Origin of the sequence: Rhodococcus sp. BP-316 (assembly GCF_019836105.1) — a bacterium.
GTDB lineage: Bacteria > Actinomycetota > Actinomycetes > Mycobacteriales > Mycobacteriaceae > Rhodococcoides.
This window is the reverse complement of sequence record NZ_JABUEE010000005.1, coordinates 386,290-392,811: the sequence shown is the minus strand read 5'-3', so window position 1 is coordinate 392,811 and position 6,522 is coordinate 386,290. Positions and strand designations below refer to the sequence as shown.

Sequence of the window (6,522 nt, the reverse complement as noted above, 5' to 3'; positions counted from 1 at the left end):
CCAGGGGGCGGGGGCGGGTCAGAGCACCAGGAGCAGGACGATGAGCAGGAGCAGCACCGCGCCGCCGATCGCGAGGTAGAGCGGCAGCCCGGCGGGGGCGGTGAAGGACTTGGGTTCCTTCGTCTCGAACGCGGGCGGGGAGTACGTCGGGCGCGGAGCCGGCCCGGGTGCCGGCGTGGTGGACGCCGCCGTCGGACGCGGAACCCGATCCAGAGGGGTGGCGGTGTCCGCTGCCGGGAGCCCCGTCATGGTGCGGCCGTGGATGCGTTCGCCTCGCCGGGAGGTGCCCGGGACTCGGGAGCCGCGCAGCGCCCAGAACGGGACCTGACCGTCGGCCGCGCGCAGCGGGTGGTTGATCACCGATCCGGCGTTGCCGTTCTTGCCCACGGCGAGGGTGACGAAGCGGGTGCGGACCTCGGCCATGGTGGGGCGGCGCGCGGGGTCGGGTTCGAGCATGTGCAGCAACGTGGCCGTCATCGGTCCGCTCTTGCGCGGTGGGATGATGCGCCCCCCGGCGACGCGGTGCAGCAGGGCGATGGAGTCGGCGTCGATGCCGAAGGGTGGTTGTCCCTCGGTCGCGGTGTACAGCGTGGCGCCGAGCGAGAAGACGTCGCTGGCCTCGGTGGGGTCCGCGCCGCGCGCCACCTCGGGTGCGAAGTACGCGGGGGTGCCGGTGATGACGGCGCTGTTCTCCTCGTGCGTGTCCGTCTTGGCGCGCGAGATGCCGAAGTCGCTGATCTTGACCATGCCCAGCGCGCTGCCGCGATCGGCGACCAGGATGTTGCCCGGCTTGATGTCGCGGTGCACGATGCCGGCGGCGTGGGCGGCGGTGAGGGCGTCGGCGATCTGGGCACCGATCTGGATGACCTCGTCCGGGGGCAGCGACTCGGCGATGTTGAGGGCCATCGCGAGGCTGCGGGCGGGGAGGTACTCCATGATGAGCCAGGGCTCGCCGCTGTCGAGTGCGACGTCGTGCATGGCGATGGCGTGCGGGTTGTTCAGCTGGGCCGCCATCCGCCCCTCGCGCATGGCGCGTTCGCGGATCTCGCGGGCGGCCTCGGGAGTGAGGTCCACGGTCGAGGTGGCCTGTTTGACGGCCACCCTGCGGCTGAGCAACGTGTCGCTCGCGAGCCACACCGCGCCCATTCCGCCGCCGCCGAGCTTGGAGTCGAGTCGGTAGCGACCGGCGAGGAGGTAGTCGGGTCCGATGACCGGTCGCGTGCGCCCCGAGCCGGCCACCGCTCCGCTGGGCTGCTGGTGATCAGTCACGGTGTTCGAGGTTATCGGACGAGCCGATCGAGTGCCGGGCAGGGCTGTCACCAGGACGTTTCCGGGCGTCTTGACGTTCGAACGGGCAGCGGCTTTACTGGTGTGAGCGTTCGAAAGTATGTTCGAATTCTCGGTCTTCCCCCGGGTCTCCAACGCAGTCTCGACCGTCCCGACCGGGGAGTGAGTATGCCTGTTTCCGTTGATCTCGAAGGCCTCGAAGGGCTGTCCCGCACCGAGCGGATCGAGTTCCTGCGGCGTCGTATCCGGTCCTCACCTGCGCGTGTGGCCGATGCCCCCGCTCCTGCCGCACCGGTCACCCTCACGGCCACCGCGCCTGCCCCGGATCCTGCGCCGGCCCGGGTCCGCCCGGTTCTCCCGGTCCCGGAGGCGTTGTCGGCGCTGCTCCCCGAGGGTGGGTTGGCCCGCGGCACGGTGGTCTCGGTGTCCGGCGCCGGATCGTTGCTCCTCGGGATCCTGGCGTCGGTCACCGGATCGGGACGGCACGCCGCCGTCATCGGTCTGCCGCGGCTGGGACTGTTGGCGGCGTCGGAGATGGGGGCGCATCTGCAGCGGGTGGCGCTGGTCCCGGATCCCGGGCCGGACCCGGTGGAGGTCGCCGCCGTGCTGCTCGACGGCATCGATCTGGTGGTGCTGGGGCTGGGCGGCATGTCGGTGCCGCCGTCGCGAGCGCGGGCGGTGGTCGCTCGGGCGCGCAACAAGGGCGCCACGCTGATCGTCACCGACGGACGCTGGGACGGCGCCGAGCTCCGGTTGGACGCCCGCATCCGCGGGTACGGCGGGCTCGGCTCGGGGGCCCGTACGGGTCACGGCCGGGTGCGCGCCGTGCATCTGGGCGTCGAGGTGCAGGGCCGTGCCGTCCGGCCGCGGACCGGCCGGTTGACCCTGACGTCCACGGGCGACGGGGTCGAGTGGGGATCGGCCGACTCCACCGTGTCGCATCAGGATCCGGTGCTGGAAGCGCTGCCGTCGTGAGCACCGACCGTCGGAGCCGGGTGCTGGCTCTGTGGTGCCCCGACTGGCCGGCCGTGGCCGCTGCCGCCGCGGCGGAGATCCCGGCCTCGTCGCCGGTGGCGGTGGTCTCCGCCAATCGTGTCGTCGCCTGCTCCGCGACGGCACGCGCCGAGGGGGTCCGTCGCGGCGGCCGACGCCGTGAGTCGCAGGCCCGCTGTCCGGAACTGTATGTGGCGCGGGCGGATCCGGATCGTGACGCGCGACTGTTCGAGCCGGTCGCCTCGGCGGTGGACGAGGTGGTGCCCGGTATCGAGGTGCTGCGGCCCGGCCTGTTGCTGCTGTCGGCGCGCGGTGCGGCGCGGTACTTCGGTTCGGAGGAGGCCGCGGCGGAGCGACTGGTGGACACCGTCGCGGCGGTCGGTGTCGAGTGCCAGGTGGGGATCGCCGACGAGGTGTCGACAGCCGTCGTCGCGGCTCGGCACGGCGCGATCGTGCCGCGGGGGAGCGGCGCGCAGTTCCTGGCTCCGCTCCCGGTGGCCGAGTTGTCGGCGGAACCGTCTCTCGCGGCGCCGGACCGGGTGGACCTGGTGGATCTGCTGGTGCGGCTGGGTCTGCGCACGGTGGGGGACTTCGGGGCACTGTCACCGGTGGACGTGGCCTCCCGCTTCGGCACCGACGCGGTCCTCGCGCACCGCAGCGCGCGAGGTGAGCCGGAGCGGCCGCCCTCGGCGCGCGTGCTTCCTCCCGATCTCGAGGTCGAGTACCGCTGCGACCCTCCGATCGATCGCGTCGACGCGGCGGCGTTCGCGGGTCGCGCCCTGGCCGAGAGACTGCACGTGACGCTGTCGGCCGCGGCCGTGGCCTGCACCCGGTTGCTGGTGCAGGCCACCACGGCCAACGGTGAACACCTCTCCCGCACGTGGCGATGCGCGGAACCGCTCACTCCCGAGGGCACCGCGGATCGCGTGCGATGGCAGCTCGACGGCTGGCTCACCGGCCGCAGTGAGAACAAGCCGACCGCCGGCATCGTCCTGCTGCGTCTCGAGCCGGTGGAGGTGGTGTCGGCGGGTGCGCTGCAGCTGGGACTGTGGGGCGGAGTCGGCGACGAGGACGAGCGGGCCCGCCGTGCCCTGGTGCGGGTGCAGGGTCTGCTGGGCGGCGACGCCGTCCAGGTGGGTGTGCTCAGCGGTGGTCGGGGGCCGGGTGAGCGCGTGACGATGCTGCCGTGGGGCGACGAGCCGGTGCCCGATGCCGATCCCTCCGCTCCGTGGCCCGGCCGGTTGCCGTCCCCGTCGCCCTCGGCGCTGATGCCGACGCGTCCGGAGATCGCCGTGACCGACGAGTCGGGAGTGGCGGTGCAGGTCACCGAGCGCGGCATGTTCGATCGCGTGCCCGGCCGGGTCGACTGGGGATCGCGGAGCTGGGTGCTGCACGGCTGGGCGGGACCGTGGGCGGCGGACGAGCGGTGGTGGGATCTCGGCGCCACCTCCACGGCCCGCCAGGTGGCACGGGCGCAGGTGCTGCTGGAGGACACCCGTGCCCTGCTGGTCCTGCACGACGGTGGACGATGGTTCGTGGAAGGGATCTACGAATGACGGCGGAACGCGCACGCGAACGCACGGGCGAGGCCACGATCCTGCATGCGGACCTCGACTCCTTCTACTCCTCGGTGGAGCAGCGGGACGACCCGTCGCTGCGCGGGCGACCCGTCATCGTCGGCGGTGGTGTGGTTCTGGCGGCGAGCTACGAGGCCAAGGCCTTCGGCGTGAAGACGGCCATGGGTGGCCGGCAGGCGCGCGCTCTGTGCCCGCAGGCGGTGGTGGTGCCGCCCCGGATGGCCGCCTACTCGCAGGCGAGCAAGGACGTCTTCGAGGTGTTCGAGAACGTCACCCCGCTGGTCGAGGGCATCTCCATCGACGAGGCCTTCCTCGACGTCACCGGGTTGGCGCGGCTGTCCGGATCGCCGTCGGACATCGCTCGGGACCTGCGTCGCACGGTGGCGGAGGACGTCGGTCTCCCCATCACCGTCGGGGTGGCGCGTACCAAGTTCCTCGCCAAGATCGCCAGTGCCGTCGCCAAGCCCGACGGCCTGCTGGAGGTTCCGCCGGATCGTGAGCTCGAGTTCCTGCATCCGCTTCCGGTGGAGCGCATGTGGGGCGTCGGCAGGATCACCGCCGACAAGCTGCACGCGCAGGGCATCCGCACCATCGGTGACCTCGCCGCGCACCGCGAGGGCGCGCTGGCCGCCGTCCTCGGATCGGCCGCCGGTCGGCACCTGCACGCCCTGTCGAACGGTGTCGACGCGCGCCGGGTGAGCACCGGCAGGAGCCGGCGGTCGGTGGGCGCCCAACATGCTCTGGGGCGTCGTCACAAGACCCCGGCGGACATCGACGCAGCCCTCGTCGGACTGGTCGACCGTGTTACTCACCGCATGCGGAAGGGTCACCGGGCAGGTCGCACGATCACGCTGCGCCTGCGTTTCGACGACTTCACGCGAGCGACGCGATCCACGACGCTGAGCCGCGCGACGGCCGACACCCTCGTCGTGCTCACCGCGGCCCGATCGCTGCTGGGCGCATCGATGTCGACCATCACGATGCAGGGCCTCACCCTTGTCGGCGTGGCGGTGTCGAATCTCGAGGACGGCGCCGCGATGCAGCTCGAGCTGCCGTTCGAGACGCCGGAGGACGAGCATCCGACCATAGACCGGACGGCCCTGGACGAGGCGCTCGACGGAGTGCAGCGCCGGTTCGGCACCTCCGCGCTCACGCGCGGTGTGCTGCTCGGGCGAGAGGAGCAGACATCGGTGCCCATGCTCCACGAGTGAGGGTCGGCGCCTCTGGGAGGATGGCTCGATGATCATGACGGACGGCGTGGTGGACGCCGAGGGCGTGCGGCTGCACTATCGAGATTCCGGTGGTGCCGACGTGCTGGGGTCGCCCGTCGTCCTGGTGCACGGCATGGGCGGCGACGGCCACACCTGGGACACGTTCGCGCGCACGCTGGTTCGGCGGGGCCGCCGTGTCGTCGTCCCCGACCTCCGCGGGCACGGCCGCAGCGGACGCGCACGGAGTTACCTGTTCGGTGAGTTCGGCGACGACCTCGAGGCGCTCCTGGATCATCTCTCGCTGACTCGCGTCGACCTCGTCGGCCACTCCCTGGGAGGCCACGCCGCGACGCTCGTCGCCCAACGCCGTCCGACGACGGTGCGCAAGCTCGTGGTCGAGGAGGCCCCACTCCCCATCCGTCCTGGTGACGAGACCCCGTCGATCACGACGAAGTTCCCGTCCGCGCGCGAACTGTTGCACGCCACGACCAGCGTGATCCGACACCCCCGCGCCGTGCTGGCCTTCGATCGGTCGATGACCTCGTCCGCGCTCACCCAGTTCCGCGCCCCCGATCCGCTGTGGTGGGAGGCGCTTACGCACATGGAGAGTGATGTGCTGTTGGTCGTGGGTGGTCCCACCGGCATGGTCGACCGCGCGCGCCTCGAGGCGATGACGGCGCTGGTGCCGCGCAGCCGGGTCGTCGCCGTGGACAGCGGCCACAGTGTGCATCGGGATCGGTTCGCCGAGTTCGACGCCGCGGTCGGCCCGTTCCTCGCCGAGCACCAGGAAACTCCCCGCGCCCTGTGAGGCGTCCAGAACCGACGACGTCCTCGCCGTCCCTGGCGACCACAGTCGTTACCGTCGGCGTATGACGGCACCCACCCAGCAGTTCACCGTGACCCGGACCGACGGCGAACTCGCTGCTCGGGCCCTGATGTACGCCGTGTCCGAGCTCAGCCTCATCAGGGTCACCGGCCAGGGCGGGGCCGCCTACGCGCAACTGCAGGTGTGTCCGTCGGGTGCGCGCTACCGGTCGGTCGTCGACGGGATGAGTCCACGCGCCGCGCGGGAGCTGACCAACGGATACCACGCCAACTTCCACCACCCGGTGCTCTACGCGGCGGCGCTGCGGCTGGGCGCCGTGCGGCTCGCCGAGCTGGTTCCCATGTCGCGGTCGTTGCGCGCGGTGCTCGTCGCCGCCCCGGCCGTCGCGGCCACCGCGGACATCACCGAGAACGTCGTCAACCTCTACCTCCACCGCGACACCCGCCGCATCACCGACACGACCGCGACCGTGTCGAGTGCGCTCAGCATCGTCAAGTGGGGCGGGACGGTGGGACCGTTGGCCTACATGACCGTCGGCTTCCTCCCGATCTGGGGCCGAGCCGTGCGGGACCGGTTCGCACGCGGTCGATAGGACCGCACAGCCGCCGAACGATCCGCCGGTTACCGT

At 72.0% G+C, this 6,522-nt stretch carries 6 protein-coding genes; 5 read left to right on the top strand and 1 reads right to left on the bottom strand.

Going from position 1 to position 6,522, the window contains the following annotated elements:
* Window positions 1-18: 18 nt before the first annotated feature.
* Window positions 19-1,269 (bottom strand): serine/threonine-protein kinase, encoded by a 1,251-nt coding sequence (locus tag HQ312_RS12575; RefSeq protein WP_308123884.1) that lies wholly within the window; start codon window positions 1,267-1,269, stop codon window positions 19-21.
* Between the two features lie 186 nt (window positions 1,270-1,455).
* Between HQ312_RS12575 and HQ312_RS12570 the strand changes: the two genes are divergently transcribed.
* The 5 genes from HQ312_RS12570 (at window position 1,456) to HQ312_RS12550 (ending at window position 6,486) form a co-directional block, all read left to right on the top strand.
* Entirely contained in the window at window positions 1,456-2,262 is an 807-nt protein-coding gene (locus HQ312_RS12570; protein WP_222638771.1) for a hypothetical protein, read from the top strand.
* A complete protein-coding gene (locus tag HQ312_RS12565; protein ID WP_222628090.1) occupies window positions 2,259-3,836 on the top strand; it encodes a DNA polymerase Y family protein in 1,578 nt (525 codons plus the stop codon). Before HQ312_RS12570 ends, HQ312_RS12565 begins: the two co-directional genes overlap by 4 nt.
* Entirely contained in the window at window positions 3,833-5,068 is a 1,236-nt protein-coding gene (gene dinB / locus HQ312_RS12560) for a DNA polymerase IV (RefSeq protein ID WP_222638770.1), read from the top strand. The genes HQ312_RS12565 and dinB overlap by 4 nt, the downstream gene beginning before the upstream one ends.
* 28 nt (window positions 5,069-5,096) lie before the next feature.
* Window positions 5,097-5,876, top strand: a complete 780-nt coding sequence (locus HQ312_RS12555) for an alpha/beta fold hydrolase (protein ID WP_222638769.1) — start codon at window positions 5,097-5,099, stop codon at window positions 5,874-5,876.
* A gap of 61 nt (window positions 5,877-5,937) precedes the next feature.
* On the top strand, window positions 5,938-6,486 hold the full coding sequence (locus HQ312_RS12550; protein WP_051612916.1) for a hypothetical protein: 549 nt from the start codon (window positions 5,938-5,940) through the stop codon (window positions 6,484-6,486).
* The last annotated feature ends 36 nt before the right edge of the window (window positions 6,487-6,522 follow it).